This window comes from Streptomyces sp. NPDC006174, assembly GCF_040614075.1.
Classification (GTDB): domain Bacteria; phylum Actinomycetota; class Actinomycetes; order Streptomycetales; family Streptomycetaceae; genus Streptomyces.
Genome location: NZ_JBEXTJ010000009.1, coordinates 229502 through 246796 on the forward strand (window position 1 = coordinate 229502; position 17295 = coordinate 246796).

General features: G+C 69.9%; 12 protein-coding genes and 1 pseudogene. 11 read left to right on the forward strand and 2 right to left on the reverse strand.

Annotated features, from left to right (window positions below):
- Positions 1–17: 17 nt before the first annotated feature.
- From nuoE to recQ, 11 genes are all read left to right on the forward strand, one after another.
- Positions 18–857, forward strand: a complete 840-nt coding sequence (nuoE, locus tag ABZ267_RS22100; protein WP_356747873.1) for an NADH-quinone oxidoreductase subunit NuoE — start codon at positions 18–20, stop codon at positions 855–857.
- Positions 854–2236, forward strand: a complete 1383-nt coding sequence (nuoF, locus tag ABZ267_RS22105) for an NADH-quinone oxidoreductase subunit NuoF (protein ID WP_356747653.1) — start codon at positions 854–856, stop codon at positions 2234–2236. Before nuoE ends, nuoF begins: the two co-directional genes overlap by 4 nt.
- Positions 2233–4743: an NADH-quinone oxidoreductase subunit G gene (locus ABZ267_RS22110; protein WP_356747655.1), complete on the forward strand. Its 2511-nt coding sequence runs from the start codon at positions 2233–2235 to the stop codon at positions 4741–4743. Before nuoF ends, ABZ267_RS22110 begins: the two co-directional genes overlap by 4 nt.
- A complete protein-coding gene (gene nuoH, locus ABZ267_RS22115) occupies positions 4743–6143 on the forward strand; it encodes an NADH-quinone oxidoreductase subunit NuoH (RefSeq protein ID WP_356747658.1) in 1401 nt (466 codons plus the stop codon). The genes ABZ267_RS22110 and nuoH overlap by 1 nt, the downstream gene beginning before the upstream one ends.
- Entirely contained in the window at positions 6136–6810 is a 675-nt protein-coding gene (gene nuoI / locus ABZ267_RS22120) for an NADH-quinone oxidoreductase subunit NuoI (protein WP_356747660.1), read from the forward strand. Before nuoH ends, nuoI begins: the two co-directional genes overlap by 8 nt.
- A complete protein-coding gene (locus tag ABZ267_RS22125) occupies positions 6807–7673 on the forward strand; it encodes an NADH-quinone oxidoreductase subunit J (RefSeq protein WP_356747662.1) in 867 nt (288 codons plus the stop codon). The genes nuoI and ABZ267_RS22125 overlap by 4 nt, the downstream gene beginning before the upstream one ends.
- A complete protein-coding gene (gene nuoK / locus ABZ267_RS22130) occupies positions 7670–7969 on the forward strand; it encodes an NADH-quinone oxidoreductase subunit NuoK (protein ID WP_031127582.1) in 300 nt (99 codons plus the stop codon). The genes ABZ267_RS22125 and nuoK overlap by 4 nt, the downstream gene beginning before the upstream one ends.
- 13 nt (positions 7970–7982) lie before the next feature.
- A complete protein-coding gene (gene nuoL, locus ABZ267_RS22135) occupies positions 7983–9878 on the forward strand; it encodes an NADH-quinone oxidoreductase subunit L (protein ID WP_356747664.1) in 1896 nt (631 codons plus the stop codon).
- 4 nt (positions 9879–9882) lie between these two features.
- On the forward strand, positions 9883–11454 hold the full coding sequence (locus ABZ267_RS22140; RefSeq protein WP_356747666.1) for an NADH-quinone oxidoreductase subunit M: 1572 nt from the start codon (positions 9883–9885) through the stop codon (positions 11452–11454).
- Complete coding sequence (gene nuoN, locus ABZ267_RS22145; RefSeq protein ID WP_356747668.1) at positions 11451–13115, forward strand: NADH-quinone oxidoreductase subunit NuoN; 1665 nt, start codon at positions 11451–11453, stop codon at positions 13113–13115. Before ABZ267_RS22140 ends, nuoN begins: the two co-directional genes overlap by 4 nt.
- 186 nt (positions 13116–13301) lie before the next feature.
- The gene (recQ, locus tag ABZ267_RS22150) at positions 13302–15341 is read left to right on the forward strand and encodes a DNA helicase RecQ (protein ID WP_356747875.1); all 2040 of its coding nucleotides are present in this window, start codon (positions 13302–13304) and stop codon (positions 15339–15341) included.
- 136 nt (positions 15342–15477) lie between these two features.
- Here the strand turns inward: recQ and ABZ267_RS22155 are convergent.
- Positions 15478–16011: pseudogene (locus tag ABZ267_RS22155) on the reverse strand (GPP34 family phosphoprotein); the annotation flags it as partial.
- Positions 16008–17237, reverse strand: a complete 1230-nt coding sequence (fahA, locus tag ABZ267_RS22160; protein WP_356747670.1) for a fumarylacetoacetase — start codon at positions 17235–17237, stop codon at positions 16008–16010. The pseudogene ABZ267_RS22155 and the gene fahA, both read right to left, overlap by 4 nt.
- Positions 17238–17295 lie beyond the last annotated feature (58 nt).

The following is a 17295-nucleotide window of genomic DNA, read 5'->3' on the forward strand; positions in this document are numbered from 1 at the left end:
AAGAGGTCAGTCTGGGGATGCCGCAGCTCCCCGCCCCCGCCTACCCGGCCGACGTGCGCGCCCGGCTCGACGCAGACGCGAAGGAGGTGATCGCCCGCTACCCGGGAAGCCGCTCCGCACTACTGCCGCTGCTCCACCTCGTCCAGTCCGAGGAGGGATACGTCTCCCGTACGGGGATGGCCTTCTGCGCCGAGACGCTCGACCTCACCACCGCCGAGGTCACGGCCGTCGCCACCTTCTACTCCATGTACCGCCGCAAGCCCAGTGGTGATTACCAGGTAGGGGTCTGCACCAACACCCTGTGCGCGGTCATGGGCGGCGACGCCATCTTCGACACGCTCAAGGAGCACCTCGGCGTCGGCAACAACGAGACGACCGAGGACGGCAAGGTCACGCTCGAACACATCGAGTGCAACGCGGCCTGCGACTTCGCGCCCGTCGTGATGGTGAACTGGGAGTTCTTCGACAACCAGACGCCCGAGAGCGCCACGCAGCTCGTCGACGACCTGATCGCCGGGCGCACCGTCGAGCCCACCCGCGGCGCCCCGCTCTGCTCGTACAAGGAGACCGCCCGCATCCTGGCCGGCTTCCCCGACGAGCGCCCCGGTGCCGTCGAGGCCACCGGCGGCGCCGGTCCCGCCTCTCTGATCGGGCTCAAGCTCGCCAAGGGCGAGGTGCTGCCCAAGGCCCGGGTCGTCGCCCCGCGCGACGGACAGCCGGGGGGTGGGCAGTCGCACGACGCACAGGTCCACGATCCGTCGCCGACCGAGCGCCTCAGCTCGCACGACGCACCGCAGCAGACCTCGGCCTCCGACCCGGAGTTCCCGGCCGGGCCCGCAGCCGAGGAGGGGGAGTGATGACCTTGGCCGCCGAGATCGACCACAACGGGACGAGCCCCGAGAAGCTGCTCGCTCCCGTCCTCTCCTCCTTCTGGGACCAGCCCGAGTCCTGGACCCTGGAGACCTACCGTCGCCACGAGGGGTACGAGGGACTGCGCAAGGCCCTCGCCATGGACCCCGACGACCTCATCGCGTACGTCAAGGACTCCGGTCTGCGCGGACGCGGCGGCGCCGGCTTCCCCACCGGGATGAAGTGGCAGTTCATCCCGCAGGGCGATGGAAAACCGCACTATCTAGTTGTCAACGCCGACGAATCGGAGCCGGGGACCTGCAAGGACATCCCGCTCCTCTTCGCGAACCCGCACAGCCTCATCGAGGGCATCGTGATCGCCTGTTACGCGATCCGTTCGTCGCACGCGTTCATCTACCTGCGCGGTGAGGTCGTCCCCGTGCTGCGACGACTGCACGAGGCGGTACGAGAGGCGTACGAGGCGGGTTATCTGGGGACGAACATCCTGGGCTCAGGACTCGATCTGGAACTCACGGTGCACGCAGGTGCCGGCGCGTACATCTGTGGTGAGGAAACCGCGCTGCTCGACTCTCTCGAAGGACGGCGTGGCCAGCCCCGGCTGCGACCTCCTTTCCCTGCGGTCGCCGGTCTGTACGCCTGCCCCACTGTGGTGAACAACGTCGAGTCCATCGCCTCGGTTCCCGCGATTTTGAACCGGGGCAAGGACTGGTTCAAGTCGATGGGCAGCGAGAAGTCACCGGGCTTCACGCTCTACTCGCTCAGCGGCCATGTCACCAGCCCCGGCCAGTACGAGGCCCCGCTCGGCATCACGCTCCGTCAGCTCCTCGACATGAGCGGCGGGATGCGGGCGGGTCACCGCCTCAAGTTCTGGACGCCGGGCGGCTCCTCCACGCCGATGTTCACCGACGAGCACCTCGACGTACCTCTCGACTACGAAGGTGTCGGCGCCGCCGGGTCCATGCTCGGCACCAAGGCGCTCCAGTGCTTCGACGAGACGACCTGCGTCGTGCGGGCCGTCACCCGCTGGACCGAGTTCTACGCCCACGAGTCCTGCGGCAAGTGCACGCCGTGCCGCGAAGGGACGTACTGGCTGGTCCAGTTGCTCCGCGACATCGAGGCCGGCAAAGGCCAGATGGCCGACCTGGACAAGCTCAACGACATCGCCGACAACATCAACGGCAAGTCGTTCTGCGCACTCGGCGACGGCGCCGCCTCGCCGATCTTCTCCTCGCTCAAGTACTTCCGCGAGGAGTACGAACAGCACATCACGGGCAAGGGCTGCCCCTTCGATCCCGCGAAATCCACGGCCTGGGCCGACGACAGAGACGCCGACGGCAAGAACGCTCACCGGGGGGTGAACGCATGACAGTCACCACGAGTGCGCCCTCCGGGGGCGGCGAGGCGGCCATCCCGCCCGAGGACCTGGTCACGCTGACCATCGACGGCATCGAGATCAGCGTCCCCAAGGGGACCCTGGTCATCCGCGCCGCCGAACTCCTCGGCATCGAGATCCCGCGCTTCTGCGACCACCCGCTCCTCGACCCGGCCGGCGCCTGCCGGCAGTGCATCGTCGAGGTGGAGGGCCAGCGCAAGCCGATGGCCTCCTGCACCATCACCTGCACCGACGGCATGGTCGTCAAGTCGCAGATCACCTCTCCTGTCGCCGAGAAGGCGCAGAAGGGCGTGATGGAGCTGCTGCTGATCAACCATCCACTCGACTGCCCCGTCTGCGACAAGGGCGGCGAGTGCCCGCTCCAGAACCAGGCGATGTCGCACGGCGGCGCCGACTCCCGCTTCGACGGGAAGAAGCGGACCTTCGAGAAGCCCGTGCCGATCTCCACCCAGGTGCTGCTGGACCGTGAGCGGTGCGTGCTCTGCGCGCGCTGCACCCGGTTCTCGAACCAGGTGGCGGGCGACCCGATGATCGAGCTGATCGAGCGCGGCGCCCTCCAGCAGGTCGGCACCGGCGAGGGCGACCCCTTCGAGTCGTACTTCTCCGGCAACACCATCCAGATTTGCCCGGTCGGCGCGCTGACCTCGGCGGCGTACCGCTTCCGCTCCCGCCCCTTCGACCTGGTCTCGACCCCGTCGGTGTGCGAGCAGTGCTCCGGCGGCTGCGGTATGCGCACCGACCACCGGCGCGGCAAGGTCATGCGGCGCCTCGCGGCCAACGAGCCCGAGGTGAACGAGGAGTGGATCTGCGACAAGGGGAGGTTCGGCTTCCGTTACGCCCAGCAGCGCGACCGCCTCACCACCCCGCTGGTCCGCAACGCGGACGGCGTCCTGGAGCCGGCGAGCTGGCCCGAGGCGCTCGAAGCCGCGGCGGCCGGTCTCCTCGCCGCCCGCGGGCGCGCGGGCGTCCTGACCGGCGGTCGGCTGACCGTCGAGGACTCCTACGCGTACAGCAAGTTCGCCCGCGTCGCCCTCGACACCAACGACATCGACTTCCGCTCCCGGGTCCACAGCGCCGAGGAGGCCGACTTCCTGGCCGCCCGTGTCGCCGGACGCGGCCGGGACCTGGACGGCGAGGGCGTCACGTACACCGCGCTGGAGAAGGCTCCCGCGGTCCTGCTCGTCGGGTTCGAGTCCGAGGAGGAGGCCCCCGGCGTCTTCCTCCGGCTCCGCAAGGCCCACCGCAAGAGCGGCCAGAAGACCTTCGCTCTCGCCTCGCACGCCACGCGCGGCCTGGTGAAGGCGGGCGGCACGCTGCTGCCCGCCGCTCCCGGCACCGAGACCGAGTGGCTGGACGCGCTCGCGGGCGGGGTCGGCCTGGAGGCCGAAGGGGCGGCCGCCGCCGAGGCGTTGCGCGGTGAGCACTCGCTGATCATCGTCGGCGAGCGGCTCGCGGGTGTGCCCGGTGCACTTTCCGCTGCGATCCGTACGGCCACCGCGACCGGCGCACGCCTGGTGTGGATTCCGCGCCGGGCGGGCGACCGGGGCGCGGTGGAGACGGGCGCGCTCCCGACCCTGCTGCCCGGCGGCCGTCCGGCCACCGACCCGCGGGCCCGGGACGAGGTGGCCGCCGTATGGCGCGTCGCCGAACTGCCCTCCCGCCACGGCCGCGACACCGGCCAGATCATCGAGGCCGCGGCCACCGGTGAACTGGGCGCGCTGCTCGTCGGCGGCGTCGGCGTGGAGGACCTGCCCGATCCGGCCCGTGCGCTGAAGGCCTTGGACGAGGTCGGCTTCCTGGTCTCGCTGGAGCTGCGGCCGAGCGAGGTGACCGCCCGGGCCGACGTGGTCTTCCCGGTCGCCGCCGTCGCGGAGAAGTCCGGCACCTTCCTCAACTGGGAGGGCCGGGTCCGGATGTTCCAGGCGGCGCTGAAGCCGGAGCAGATGCCCCGGACGCTCGCGCCGATCGACTCCCGCGTACTGCACATGCTGGCCGACGCCATGGACGTGCACTTCGCGCTGCCGGACCTGACCGCCGCCCGCCGCGAGCTGGACCGGCTCGGCGGCTGGGAGGGCGGCCACGCGGACGACCCGCGCGAGCCGGCGCAGCCGCTGCCCCGGCCCGGCGACGGCGAGGCGGTCCTCGCGGGCCACCGGATGCTGCTCGACCTCGGCCGGCTCCAGGAGGGCGACACCGCGCTCGCCGGGACCCGGCACGCGTCGCTCGCCCGGCTCTCCGCCACCACCGCGGCCGAGACCGGCGTCAAGGACGGCGACCTGCTCACCGTCACCGGCCCCACCGGCACCGTCGAACTCCCGCTCCAGGTCACCGACATGCCGGACCGCGTGGTCTGGGTGCCGCTGAACTCGGTGGGACGCGGCATTCCCGCCGACACCGGCGCCAACCCCGGTGGCCTGGTCCGGATCGGCCCCGCCGCCGTACCGGGCGCTCCCGTAGAACCGTCGGAGGTACGAGCGTGATGGGCCTCACCGCACTCACCACGGCGCCCGAGCGCGCCGTCATCGCCGCCGAGGATCTCTCGATGTTCGGCACCGACCCCTGGTGGCTGGTGCTGGTCAAGGCGGTCTTCTGCTTCGCGTTCCTGATGCTGATCGTGCTCTTCTCCATCGTGTGGGAGCGCAAGGTCGTCGCCTGGATGCAGCTGCGCATCGGCCCCAACCGGCACGGTCCTTGGGGACTGCTCCAGTCGCTCGCCGACGGCGTCAAGCTGATGCTGAAGGAAGACGTCATCGTCAAGCGGGCGGACAAGGCGGTCTACGTCCTCGCCCCGATCCTCGCGGCGATCCCCGCCTTCATGGCCGTCGCGGTCATCCCGTTCGGCCCGGCGGGCAACGAGGTCTCGATCTTCGGCACCCGTACGACGATGCAGCTCACCGACCTGCCGATCGCCGCGCTCTACATCCTCGCCGTCGGCGCGGTCGGCGTGTACGGATTCGTCCTCGGCGGCTGGTCCTCCGGCTCGACGTATCCGCTGCTCGGCGGGATCCGCTCGTGCGCCCAGATGATTTCGTACGAGATCGCCATGGGCGCCGCGTTCGCCTCGGTCTTCCTCTACTCCGGGTCGATGTCGACCTCCACCATCGTGGAGGCGCAGGGCGACCGGTGGTACATCATCCTGCTGCCGATGTCCTTCCTCATCTACATGGTGACGATGGTCGGCGAGGCCAGCCGGGCCCCGTTCGACATGCCGGAGTCCGAGGGCGACCTGGTCGGCGGCTTCAACACCGAGTACAGCTCCATCAAGTTCGCGATGTTCATGCTCGCCGAGTACATCCACATGGTGACCGTGTCGATGATCGCGGTGACGCTGTTCCTCGGCGGCTGGCGGGCCCCGTACCCGATCTCGGCGTTCTGGGAGGGTGCGAACCACGGCTGGTGGCCGATGCTCTGGTTCTTCCTGAAGCTCCAGGCGCTGATCTTCTTCTTCATCTGGCTGCGCGGCACGCTGCCACGCGTCCGCTACGACCAGCTGATGAAGCTCGGCTGGAAGGTCCTGATCCCGGTCTCGGTGGGCTGGCTGATGCTCGTCGCCACCGTCCGCGCGCTGCGGAACGAGGGCTACGACTTCTCCCGGATCGTGCTGTACGTCGGCGGGGCGGTGCTCGCCATCCTGCTGATCTCGCTGGTCGTGGACATGTTCCGCGACCGCAGGGTCAGGGCCCAGGAGGCGGAGGCCGGACCGGCGCCCGCGTTCGACCCGATGGCGGGCGGATTCCCGGTGCCACCGCTGCCCGGACAGACCCTGCCGCCGGTGCCCAGGCGCGTACCGAGGCGCGAGCGGGAGCTCGTTGTCAGTGGTGGGCCCGATACTCAGAGTGACGGAAACGCGAGTGACGGAAAGGAGGCCGGCGGTGTCTGAGAAACCAGAGCTCACGGGCTCATCGGGATCCGCTGGGTCCTCGGGCGAATCGGGAGCGGCGGGGGAGAAGTTCCAGAACCCCGTGGCCGGCTTCGGCGTGACCTTCAAGGCCATGTTCAAGAAGCGGCTGACCGAGCAGTATCCCGAGACGCCGAAGGTGACGGCGCCCCGCTTCCACGGCCGCCACCAGCTCAACCGCCACCCGGACGGCCTGGAGAAGTGCGTCGGCTGTGAGTTGTGCGCCTGGGCGTGTCCGGCGGACGCCATCTACGTGGAGGGCGCGGACAACACCGAGGAGGAGCGCTACTCCCCGGGCGAGCGCTACGGCCGCGTCTACCAGATCAATTACGCGCGCTGCATCCTCTGCGGACTCTGCATCGAGGCCTGCCCCACCCGGGCGCTGACGATGACGAATGAGTTCGAGCTCGCCAACACCACCCGCGAGAGCCTCATCTACACCAAGGACGAGCTGCTCGCGGGGCTGGAGGAAGGCATGGTCGACAGCCCGCACGCGATCTTCCCGGGCATGGACGAACAGGACTACTACCGGGGCCTGGTCACCGAGGCCGCTCCGGGTACGGAGCCGCAGCCGGCGCTCTCCAAGGGCGAGCAGGTCAAGTCCGACGAGTCCGCGGGCGCACAGCGGGGCAAGGGGGCCGGCGCATGAACGCGATCGCCGCGGCCTCCACCACCTCGACCGGTGAGGCCGTCCAGTTCTGGATCCTGGGCACCGTCGCCGTGATCGGCGCGCTGGCCACGATCCTGCTGAAGAAGTCCGTGCACAGCGCGCTGTCACTCGCCGGCACGATGGTCGTCCTCGCCGTCTTCTACCTCGCCAACGGCGCCTATTTCCTCGGCATCGTCCAGATCATCGTGTACACCGGCGCGATCATGATGCTGTTCCTCTTCGTCGTCATGCTCGTCGGCGTCACCGCGGCGGACTCCCTCAAGGAGACGCTCAAGGGCCAGCGCTGGCTGGCCCTGGGCTGCGGCCTCGGCTTCGGCATCCTGCTGATCGCGGGCATCGGCAACGCGTCGCTGTCCACCTTCAACGGGCTCGGCGCCGCCAATGCGCTGCACGGCGGAAACGTGGAGGGCCTCGCCAACCTCATCTTCACCAAGTACGTCTTCGCCTTCGAGATCACCGGCGCCCTGCTGATCACCGCGACCGTCGGGGCGATGGTGCTCACGCACCGCGAGCGCACCGAACGGGCCAAGACCCAGCGGGAGATGTCCGAGGAGCGCGTGCGCGGCAAGCACCTCCCGCCGCTGCCCGCTCCCGGTGTCTACGCCCGGCACAACGCGGTGGACATCGCCGGTCTGCTGCCCGACGGCACCCCGTCCGACCTCACCGTCATGAAGACGCTGCGCGACCGGGGCCAGATCCGCGATGTCTCCCAGGAGGCGCTCGCCGATCTCAAGGCGCTGGAGCAGCGCTCCGGCGAGCGGCTCGGACGTGAGGACGCGGACGCCGTGGCACGCGGGGCGAACCCCGCCTCCGCGGCGGAGAATTCGGAGGCCGCCAAGTGAACCCGGTCAACTATCTCTACCTCGCGGCCCTGCTGTTCGCGATCGGCGCCTCCGGGGTGCTGATCCGGCGGAACGTGATCGTGCTGTTCATGTGCATCGAGCTGATGCTCAACGCGTGCAACCTGGCGCTCGTCACGTTCTCCCGGATGCACGGAAACCTCGACGGACAGATCGTCGCCTTCTTCGTGATGGTCGTCGCCGCCGCGGAAGTCGTCGTCGGGCTCGCGATCATCGTGTCGTTGTTCCGCTCCCGCCACTCGGCCTCGGTCGACGACGCCAGCCTGATGAAGCTGTAAGGGGACCGGAATCGTGGAGAACCTGATCGCGCTGCTCGTCGCGGCGCCCCTGCTCGGAGCGGCGGTCCTGCTCTGCGGCGGCCACCGGCTCGACAAGGCCGGGCACTGGCTCGGCACGGTGCTCGCCGCCGCCTCGTTCGTCGTCGGCGTCGTCCTCTTCGCCGACATGCTGGGGAAGGGCGCCGAGGACCGGGCCCTGCACCAGCACCTGTTCAGCTGGATTCCGGTGGAGGGCTTCCAGGCCGACATCGCCTTCCAGCTGGATCAGCTGTCGATGACGTTCGTCCTGCTCATCACCGGTGTGGGCACGCTGATCCACATCTACTCCATCGGCTACATGGAGCACGACGAGCGCAGGCGCCGCTTCTTCGGCTATCTCAACCTGTTCCTCGCGGCGATGCTGATCCTGGTCATCGCCGACAACTACCTGCTGCTGTACGTCGGGTGGGAGGGCGTCGGTCTGGCGTCCTACCTGCTCATCGGCTTCTGGCAGCACAAGCCCAGCGCGGCCACCGCCGCGAAGAAGGCGTTCCTGGTCAACCGCGTCGGTGACGTGGGACTGTCGATCGCCATCATGCTGATGTTCACCACCTTCGGCACCTTCGCCTTCGGGCCGGTGCTGGAGGCGACCGGTGAGGCCGGCGAGGGCAAGCTGACGGCGATCGGCCTGATGCTGCTGCTCGCCGCGTGCGGCAAGTCGGCCCAGGTGCCGCTGCAGTCCTGGCTCGGTGACGCGATGGAGGGCCCGACCCCGGTCTCCGCCCTCATCCACGCCGCGACCATGGTCACCGCCGGTGTCTATCTCATCGTCCGCTCCGGCGCCATCTTCAACGGCGCTCCGGACGCCCAGCTGGTCGTCGCCATCGTCGGCGCGGTCACGCTGATCTTCGGTGCGATCGTCGGTTGCGCCAAGGACGACATCAAGAAGGCGCTCGCGGGCTCCACGATGTCGCAGATCGGCTACATGATCCTCGCCGCGGGCCTCGGCCCGATCGGCTACATCTTCGCGATCATGCACCTGGTGACGCACGGCTTCTTCAAGGCCGGGCTCTTCCTGGGAGCCGGTTCGGTGATGCACGGCATGAACGACGAGGTCGACATGCGGAAGTACGGCGGCCTGCGGAAGTACATGCCGGTCACCTTCATCACCTTCGGCCTCGGCTACCTGGCCATCATCGGCTTCCCGGGCCTCTCCGGCTTCTTCTCCAAGGACAAGATCATCGAGGCGGCCTTCGCCAAGGGCGGCACCGAGGGCTGGATCCTCGGCTCCGTCGCCCTTCTCGGCGCCGCGATCACCGCGTTCTACATGACGCGCGTGATGCTGATGACCTTCTTCGGTGAGAAGCGCTGGCAGCCCGACGCCGAAGGCCGCGAGCCGCACCCGCACGAGTCCCCGAAGTCCATGACGGTCCCGATGATCGTGCTGGCCGTCGGATCGGTCTTCGCCGGTGGCTTCTTCGCCATCGGTGACCGCTTCGTCAACTGGCTGGAGCCGGTCACCGGTTACGACCACGGCCACTCCCCGCTGAGCGTGGCCACCGTCACCGGAGCCACCGTGGTGGCCCTGGTCATCGGCGTCGCGATCGCCTGGACGATGTACGGGCGCAAGCCGGTGCCCGTCGTGGCCCCGCGCGGCTCGCTGCTCACCCGGGCGGCCCGCCGCGACCTGCTCCAGGACGACTTCAACCACGTGGTCCTGGTACGCGGCGGCGAGCACCTCACCCGCTCGCTCGTCTACGTCGACCACTCCCTGGTCGACGGCGTCGTCAACGGCACGGCCGCGTCGGTCGGCGGGCTCTCCGGCCGGCTGCGCAAGCTGCAGAACGGCTACGCCCGCTCCTACGCGGTCTCGATGTTCGGCGGCGCGGCCGTCGTCATCGCCGCGACCCTGCTGATGAGGGCGGTCTGATCACATGTCCTTTCCCCTCCTGACCGCGACGGCGGCGCTCCCGGCCATCGGAGCCATCGTCACCGCCGCCGTCCCCGCCGCACAGCGCACCGTGGCCAAGTGGGTCGCGCTGTTCTTCTCGCTCTCCACGCTCGTCCTGGCGGGCATCGTCTTCGCCCGTTTCGAGCCGGGCGGCGACCGCTACCAACTGACCGAGTCCCGGGCCTGGATCGCCGACTTCGGCGTCCGGTACGAACTGGGCGTGGACGGCATCGGCGTGGCCCTTCTCGGGCTCACCGCGCTGCTCATCCCGTTCGTCATCGTGGCCGGCTGGCACGACGCCGATCCTCTGGAGACGAAGTCCTCGCGCTGGCGTCCGACCCAGGGCTTCTTCGCGCTGATCCTCATGGTCGAGGCCATGGTGGTCCTGTCGTTCCTCGCGACCGACGTCTTCCTCTTCTACATCCTGTTCGAAGCCATGCTCATCCCGATGTACTTCCTCATCGGCGGCTTCGGCGACCGGGCCCACGCGGGCAGCGACGAGAACGCCGCGAAGCAACGCTCGTACGCGGCCGTCAAGTTCCTCCTCTACAACCTGGCCGGCGGCCTGATCATGCTGGCCGCCGTCATCGGGCTCTATGTGGTCGCGGGCAGCTTCTCGCTCTCCGAGATCGCGGCGGCCCGCGCCGACGGCTCCCTGGAGATGGCGACCAACACCGAGCGGTGGCTCTTCCTCGGCTTCTTCCTCGCCTTCGCGATCAAGGCACCGCTCTGGCCGCTGCACACCTGGCTGCCCAACGCGATGGGCGAGGCGACCGCACCGGTGGCCGTGCTCATCACCGCGATCGTCGACAAGGTCGGCACCTTCGCGATGCTCCGCTTCTGCCTCGGGCTCTTCCCGGAGGCCAGCAAGTGGGCGACCCCGGTCGTCATCGCCCTGGCGCTCGTCTCCATCGTCTACGGAGCGCTGCTCGCGGTCGGCCAGCGCGACATCAAGCGGCTCATCGCCTACGCCTCGATCTCGCACTTCGGCTTCATCATCCTCGGCATCTTCGCGATGACCAGCCAGGGCCAGTCGGGCGCCACGCTCTACATGGTCAACCACGGCATCTCCACCGCCGCGCTGCTCCTGGTCGCCGGATTCCTCATCACCCGGCGCGGCTCGCGGCTCATCGCGGACTACGGCGGAGTGCAGAAGGTCGCTCCGGTGCTGGCGGGCACCTTCCTCATCGGCGGTCTGGCGACCCTGTCGCTGCCGGGACTCGCACCGTTCGTCAGTGAGTTCCTGGTGCTGGTCGGCACGTTCAGCGCCTATCCGGTGGCCGGAATCATCGCCACCTCCGGCATCGTGCTCGCCGCGATCTACGTCCTCGTCCTCTACCAGCGGACGATGACCGGTCCGGTCAACGAGTCGGTCCGCACCATGCCCGACCTCAAGGCGCGTGAGCTGGTGGTCGCCGTACCGCTGATCGCGCTCCTGCTCCTCCTGGGCGTCTTCCCGAAGCCGCTCACCGAGGTCGTCAACCCGGCGGTCAAGCACACCATGTCCGACGTACAGAAGAAGGACCCCCAGCCCGAGGTGGAGGCCGCCAAGTGAGCGCAACAGCTGTCCACAGCCTGTGGACGACGGCGAGCGGGGTGAACTTCGCAGCTCCGGGCGACCGCTTCACGGCGCCCACGATCGAGTACGCCCAGCTCGCGCCCGTCCTGATCATCGTGATCGGCGCCGTCCTGGGCATCCTGGTGGAGGCCTTCGTCCCGCGTAAGGCCCGCTACCACGCCCAGCTCCTGCTGACCGTGGTGGCGCTGGCCGCCGCGTTCGCCGCCGTCGTCTCTCTCGCGGCCGGCGGATACGCCACCACGAAGGCGCAGATCGCGGCCATGGGGGCCATCGCGATCGACGGCCCGACCCTGTTCCTCCAGGGGACGATCCTCCTGGTCTCCGTGGTGGCGGTCTTCACCTTCGCCGAACGGCGGCTCGACCCCACGGCCCACGGCAACCGGGTCGACTCCTTCGCCGCTCAGGCCGGTACGGTCCCCGGCAGCGACGCCGAGAAGGCCGCCGTCCGCGCGGGCTTCGCCACCACCGAGGTCTTCCCACTGGTCCTCTTCTCGGTGGCGGGCATGCTCGTCTTCCCCGCCGCCAACGACCTGCTGACCCTCTTCATCGCGCTGGAAGTCTTCTCGCTCCCGCTCTACCTCCTCTGCGCCGTCGCCCGCCGCAAGCGGCTGATGTCGCAGGAGGCGGCCGTGAAGTACTTCCTGCTCGGCGCCTTCTCCTCGGCGTTCCTGCTCTTCGGGATCGCCCTCCTCTACGGCTACGCGGGCTCCCTCTCGTACGCCACCATCGCCAACGTCGTCGACGGCTCGGTCATGGAGATCGACCCGGCCCTCGCCGGCACCATGGGCAACGACGCACTGCTGCTCATCGGCGGCGCGATGATCCTGGTCGGCCTGCTCTTCAAGGTCGGCGCCGTCCCGTTCCACATGTGGACCCCGGACGTCTACCAGGGCGCGCCGACCCCGGTGACCGGCTTCATGGCCGCCGCCACCAAGGTCGCCGCGTTCGGTGCGCTGCTGCGCCTGCTGTACGTGGTGCTCCCCGGGCTCACCTGGGACCTGCGGCCGGTGCTGTGGGCGGTGGCCATCATCACGATGCTGGGCGGGGCGGTCGTCGCGATCACCCAGACCGACATCAAGCGGCTGCTGGCCTACTCCTCGATCGCGCATGCGGGCTTCATTCTGGCCGGTGTCATCGCGACCAGCCCGGAAGGGGTCTCCTCGGTCCTCTTCTACCTGGGCGCGTACTCCTTCGTGACGGTCGGCGCGTTCGCCGTCGTCACGCTGGTACGGGACGCGGGCGGCGAAGCCACGCACCTGTCGAAGTGGGCCGGGCTCGGCCGCCGGTCGCCGCTGGTCGCGGCGGTCTTCGCGGTGTTCCTGCTCGCCTTCGCCGGGATCCCGCTCACCTCGGGCTTCTCCGGCAAGTTCGCCGTCTTCAAGGCGGCTGCGGAGAGCGGCGCGGGTGCGCTGGTCGTGGTCGGTGTGATCTCGTCGGCGATCGCGGCCTTCTTCTACATCCGCGTGATCGTCCTGATGTTCTTCAGCGAGCCGAAGGCGGACGGCCCCACGGTCGCCGTCCCGTCGCCGCTGACCATGACGACGATCGCGGTGGGCGTGGCCGTGACGCTGGTGCTGGGCCTGGCTCCGCAGTACTTCCTGGACCTCGCCGGCCAGGCGGGAGTCTTCGTGCGGTAGGCGATTCTCCCGCAGAACAGCGCCGGACGGTCCGTTATCCACAGGACCGTCCGGCGTTGTCGTAGGAGGCGCCTATCGTGGTCGGGGACGGAGAGCGGACGGACAAGGGCCGGACGGCGCGGACGGTAGGGGTTTACGGACCGGACGGCGCGGACCTCGGGGGACAGAGCATTGGGAAGCGTGAGCATGGATGTGACCGGGACGGTGACCGGCAACGGGACCGACACCGCTGACCTCTCCGAGACCGAGGCGCGGCGGACGCTGCACCGGGTCTTCGGGTACGACGCGTTCCGCGGCGAGCAGGGCGCGGTCATCGAGCATGTGGTGGCCGGCGGCGACGCTGTCGTGCTCATGCCGACCGGCGGCGGAAAGTCCCTCTGCTACCAGATCCCGTCCCTGGTCAGGCGCGGCACCGGCGTCGTCGTCTCGCCGCTGATCGCGCTCATGCAGGACCAGGTCGACGCCCTGCGCGCGCTCGGTGTGCGGGCCGGCTTCATGAACTCCACGCAGGACTTCGACGAGCGCCGCTCGATGGAGGCGCAGTTCCTCGCCGGCGAGCTGGACCTGCTCTACCTGGCGCCGGAGCGGCTGCGGCTGGACTCCACGCTCTCGCTGCTGGCCCGCGGCGAGATCTCCGTCTTCGCGATCGACGAGGCGCACTGCGTCGCCCAGTGGGGCCACGACTTCCGCCCGGACTATCTCGCGCTGTCCGTGCTCGGCGAGCGCTGGCCCGACGTCCCGCGCATCGCTCTGACGGCGACCGCCACGGACGCCACGCACCAGGAGATCACCCGCCGCCTCGGCATGCCGGAGGCGAAGCACTTCGTCGCCAGCTTCGACCGGCCCAACATCCAGTACCGGATCGTCCCGAAGTCCGACCCGAAGAAGCAGCTCCTCACCTTCCTCCAGGAGGAGCACGCCGGAGACGCGGGCATCGTCTACTGCCTCTCGCGCGCCTCCACGGAGAAGATCGCGGAGTATCTGAGCCGCAACGGCATCGACGCCGTGCCGTACCACGCGGGCCTCGACGCCTCCACGCGCGCCACGCATCAGGCGCGCTTCCTCCGCGAGGAGGGCCTTGTCGTCGTCGCGACCATCGCGTTCGGTATGGGCATCGACAAGCCGGACGTCCGCTTCGTCGCCCACCTCGACCTCCCGAAGTCCGTGGAGGGGTACTACCAGGAGACCGGCCGTGCGGGCCGTGACGGCGAGCCGTCGACGGCGTGGATGGCGTACGGGCTCCAGGACGTCGTCCAGCAGCGCAAGCTCATCCAGGGCGGCGAGGGCGACGAGGCCCACCGTCGCCGGGCCGCCGCCCACCTGGACTCGATGCTGGCGCTCTGCGAGACGGTCCAGTGCCGTCGGGCCCAGCTGCTGACGTACTTCGGCCAGGAGCCGTCGGCGGCGAACTGTGGCAACTGCGACACCTGCCTGGCCCCGCCGGAGACCTGGGACGGCACGGTCGTCTCGCAGAAGCTGCTCTCCACGGTGGTCCGCCTCAAGCGCGAGCGGAACCAGAAGTTCGGCGCCGGCCAGATCATCGACATCCTGCTCGGCCGCAAGACCGCCAAGGTCATCCAGTTCGACCACGACCAGCTCTCCGTCTTCGGCATCGGCGAGGAGCTGGCCGAGGCGGAGTGGCGCGGCGTGGTCCGCCAGCTGCTGGCGCAGGGCCTGCTCGCGGTGGAAGGCGAGTACGGCACGTTGGTCCTCACCGACGAGAGCGCCACGGTCCTCGGCCGCGAGCGCGAGGTGCTGCTCCGCAAGGAGCCGAAGAAGCCGACGACCCGCTCGTCGTCCTCGTCCGGCGGTTCCAAGTCCGCCAGGGGCAAGGCCGCCGCGGCCGACCTTCCCGCCTCCGCCGTCCCGGTCTTCGAGGCGCTGCGCGCCTGGCGCGGCGCGACGGCCAAGGAGCAGGGCGTCCCGGCGTACGTGATCTTCCACGACGCGACGCTGCGGGAGATCGCGACGGTCCATCCGTCGTCGTCGGCGGAGCTGGGCGGGATCAGCGGCCTGGGCGAGAAGAAGCTCGCGACGTACGGAGAGGGCGTACTGGAGGTCCTGGCGGAGACGGCTCCGGGAGCGTCGGCCGCTCCGGAGGCTCCCGCGCCGACGGCCCCGGCACCACGCGCGGCGCCGACCCCGTCCCGTACGGAGGCTCCTGCCGCCCCGCAGCACGGCGACCCCGAGTTCGCCTGGGACGAGGAGCCGCCCGAGTACGAGTGAGGAGCGGGCCGGGCGGCGGGACCTACTCCGAATCCGCCACCGGGCGGCGGAACATGAGAGCGGTCAGGTCCAGATGGACAGGGAACGGCACCGACACCGTACTTGACCGGCTTGGTCTCCCGGTCGCGGGTCAGCGGCCGATGGCGGAGACCAGCGCGGCCAGGAGGCGGTCGCGGTGGTCCGGGTAGCCGGCCGTCTCGGCCAGGGTGAACCGCCTGCGGAGGCTCGGTACGAGGTCCGGCTGGACCGGGAAGTGGCGGTGGTACGGGAACAGGCCGAGGAAGCGGCGGTTCTCCCGGGAGAGCAGGGAGCGCTCGACCAGGGAGTCCAGGTAGGTGTCCCGCACGTGCTTGTCGAAGTCGCTCACCCAGCGCCGGGCGCGCATCCCGGAGCGGCGGCCCTTGGCCTGAGGCAGGGTCCGCAGCAGGGCGGCGAGGCGCGGGTCGGCCGGGTCCAGCGGGTTCACCACCTGGACCCGGCCGTGCTCCTCCCGTATCCGTCCCTGGAGCTCCAGCTCCGCGAGCACGGCCCCGGCCACTCCGTACGCCAGGGCCGCGGCCTCGCACATCGGCTTGCCGCGTCCAGGGTCCAAGGTGAGCAGGATCAGCTCCTCGGGCAGCGTCAGCGTCAGAGCGCCAGGTGCCGAAGGCGCGGGAGCCCCGTACGTCATGGTGCCGTGACGATCCTGCCGGTCACATCGCCGAGGCCCACGCGGGTGCCGTGCGGGCCCGGGGCCCAGGCGGTCAGTGTGACCGTGTCACCGTCCTCCAGGAACGTCCGCTTGCCCTCGGACAGTTCCAGCGCGTCGCGGCCGTTCCAGGTGAGCTCCAGGAGCGAGCCGCGCTGGCCGGTCTCGGGGCCGCTGACCGTGCCGGAGCCGTACAGGTCACCGGTCCGCAGTGAGGCGCCGTTGACCGTCATGTGGGCGAGCTGCTGGGCGGCTGTCCAGTACATCGAGGCGAACGGCGGCTCGGCGACGACCTGGCCGTTGATCTCGACGGTGATCCGGATGTCGAAGCCGCCGTGCTCCTCCTCGCCGGAGTCGTCCAGGTACGGCAGGAGCGGGACGTCGCGGGTCGGCGGTGCCGTGCGGGCCGCGTCCAGGGCCTCCAGCGGTGTGACCCACGCCGATACGGAGGTGGCGAAGGACTTGCCGAGGAACGGGCCGAGCGGCACGTACTCCCAGGCCTGGAGGTCGCGCGCCGACCAGTCGTTGAGCAGCGACAGCCCGAAGACGTGCTCGCGGAAGTCGGCGAGCGGGACCGGGGTGCCGTGGGCGGAGGGGACGCCGACGACGAAGCCGACCTCGGCCTCGATGTCCAGCTTCACCGAGGGCCCGAAGACGGGCGCCGGGTCGGTCGGGGCCTTGCGCTGGCCGCTCGGGCGGACCACGTCCGTACCGGAGACCACGACGGTGCCGGAGCGGCCGTGGTAACCGATCGGCAGGTGCTTCCAGTTCGGGGTCAGCGCGTCGCCGTCCGGCCGGAAGATCTGCCCGACGTTGGTGGCGTGGTGCTCGCTGGCGTAGAAGTCGACGTAGTCCGCGACCTCGTACGGCAGGTGCAGGGTCACCGCGTCGACCGGGTGCAGCAGCGGCTCGATGTCCGCGCGGTGGCCAGGCACGGTCAGCCAGGCGGTGAGCGCGCGGCGCACGTCCCGCCAGGCGGTGCGGCCCGCCGCGAGCAGCGGCGTCAGGCTCGGCTGAGCCAGCAGTCCGGCGTACGGCGAGCCGAGCGCGTGGGCGGCGGCGCCGGCGTCCAGGACGTGGTTGCCGATGCGGACGCCGACCCGGCGGTCCTCGGGGTGGTCGGGGGTGGAGAACACACCGTAGGGCAGGTTGTGCGGGCCGAAGGGGTCGCCCTCGGGCAGGTCGAGCGGGCTGCTCTGCTCGGGCATGTGTTGCTGCCTCGCTTTCCAGGTCGTGTGGAGGACACGTTACGTCGGAGGTCCTGCC

What these genes read in the sequence shown, in the direction of transcription:
- fahA (WP_356747670.1), bottom strand. Translation starts at nt 17,237, where the DNA reads ATGCCCGAGCAGAGCAGCCCGCTCGACCTGCCCGAGGGCGACCCCTTC.
- nuoE (WP_356747873.1), top strand. Translation starts at nt 18, where the DNA reads ATGCCGCAGCTCCCCGCCCCCGCCTACCCGGCCGACGTGCGCGCCCGG.
- recQ (WP_356747875.1), top strand. Translation starts at nt 13,302, where the DNA reads ATGGATGTGACCGGGACGGTGACCGGCAACGGGACCGACACCGCTGAC.
- nuoH (WP_356747658.1), top strand. Translation starts at nt 4,743, where the DNA reads ATGGGCCTCACCGCACTCACCACGGCGCCCGAGCGCGCCGTCATCGCC.
- ABZ267_RS22110 (WP_356747655.1), top strand. Translation starts at nt 2,233, where the DNA reads ATGACAGTCACCACGAGTGCGCCCTCCGGGGGCGGCGAGGCGGCCATC.
- ABZ267_RS22140 (WP_356747666.1), top strand. Translation starts at nt 9,883, where the DNA reads ATGTCCTTTCCCCTCCTGACCGCGACGGCGGCGCTCCCGGCCATCGGA.
- ABZ267_RS22125 (WP_356747662.1), top strand. Translation starts at nt 6,807, where the DNA reads ATGAACGCGATCGCCGCGGCCTCCACCACCTCGACCGGTGAGGCCGTC.